Below are 1,281 nucleotides of genomic sequence, written 5' to 3'. Positions count from 1 at the left end.
CATTATGAAATTGATTCGATTGTTGCAATAAAAATTTCTCATTTTCAGCAGTGGCTCCTTACATTTTGAACTTCATAATTCAGCAGATGCATAAGATCACCATATGAAAAGCATCTTCCCAAGCAATGAGCTTCAGAAGATGCTTTAAGTGATTCACACTGAATATTTCAGAGATAAGTTTTCCTTAAGGTTCCTGTATAGGATCGGTCTACATTGGCCTCAAAGAACTATTTTTTATCATACACTGAATTTGTAACACTTTCAGTGTTCTTCTTATATACGCTATCCGTAACAGAATCAGTGTTTTGTGGTTGTTGTTGTTCTGGTTGTGGTTGTGGTTGTGGTTGTGGTTCTGGTTGTTTTAAATACTTATTAACCACCATGTTGGTGAATTTTTCTATCCGCTTATATTCTGGGTTCTCTTTATTATCTTCATATATGTCAACCGACCCATTTGTAGAATATTTACCCTGATTAATAGCAACGATCCCATATCTATCATTTTGTGGGTCTTTAAAAAGAAACAATATATATTCTCCATCTTTCTTCATTGCTTTGTAGCCTTCAAAAGACGAAATAACCCCATTAAATGTACCTACTGGCTCTACTACTTTAATAGTATCTTTTTTGTTTAAATTTCCTTTGAGAACTTTTGAAACCTTAAAAGTAGATTCGGTTATAGAATAGTTCCCTTGATTTTATTGGTTAATTATTGACGTATGTTTGTGTCGCTGGACAATGATATGCCACATTATATTTGTTTGTTTATGAGTTGTTCTCCTCGCTTGAAATACTAAGTTGTTTTTCTTTCTTTTGAAGCAGTTTATCCCTCAGTCTTCGCGTCGCAGCGCTAAGTTTCTTTTTTTCTAAAATGTAGAACAAGGAAAGTTTTGACGAAAAGAATAAACCGCCCAATATCCTTATTGGATTTTGGGCGGTTTATTGTTCTGCCTATTTCGCTTGAACTGTCTGCCTGTCTACACGCTGTTCTAAACTTGGTTAAGAGCATTTATAAATACCTCTGTTGGTTGTGCCCCGGATATCGCGAATTTTCTATTAATGACAAAGAAAGGTGCTCCTGTTATCCCTAATTGCTTTGCTGTGGCTTCATCTGAACGCACTTCGTTAGCATATTTGGATGGATCATGAAGAACTGCCATTGTGTAATGCTCCCCAATGTCTATGTCTTATACACATCTCCGAGCCCACGAGACTAAGGGGGATTACGTACGCCGACTAATGCTTGAACGAAAGAAAAAGTTCTATTATAAACATCTCCGA

At 36.1% G+C, this 1,281-nt stretch carries 1 protein-coding gene and 1 pseudogene; both read right to left on the bottom strand.

All coding sequences use genetic code 11. The annotated features are described in order from the left end of the window. Nucleotides 1–227 precede the first annotated feature (227 nt). Entirely contained in the window at nt 228–551 is a 324-nt protein-coding gene (locus CF651_RS31730; RefSeq protein WP_094018869.1) for a hypothetical protein, read from the bottom strand. Between the two features lie 441 nt (nt 552–992). Then, nucleotides 993–1,139: pseudogene (locus tag CF651_RS31725) on the bottom strand (DsbA family oxidoreductase); the annotation flags it as partial. Nucleotides 1,140–1,281 lie beyond the last annotated feature (142 nt).

The sequence above is a fragment of the Paenibacillus rigui genome, assembly GCF_002234615.1.
GTDB lineage: Bacteria > Bacillota > Bacilli > Paenibacillales > NBRC-103111 > Paenibacillus_S > Paenibacillus_S rigui.
This window is presented reverse-complemented; position numbering and strand designations above follow the sequence as displayed.

Bases quoted from the DNA above. Each gene is read 5' to 3' on its own strand.
- CF651_RS31730 (WP_094018869.1), bottom strand. From the start codon at position 551: ATGAAGAAAGATGGAGAATATATATTGTTTCTTTTTAAAGACCCACAA.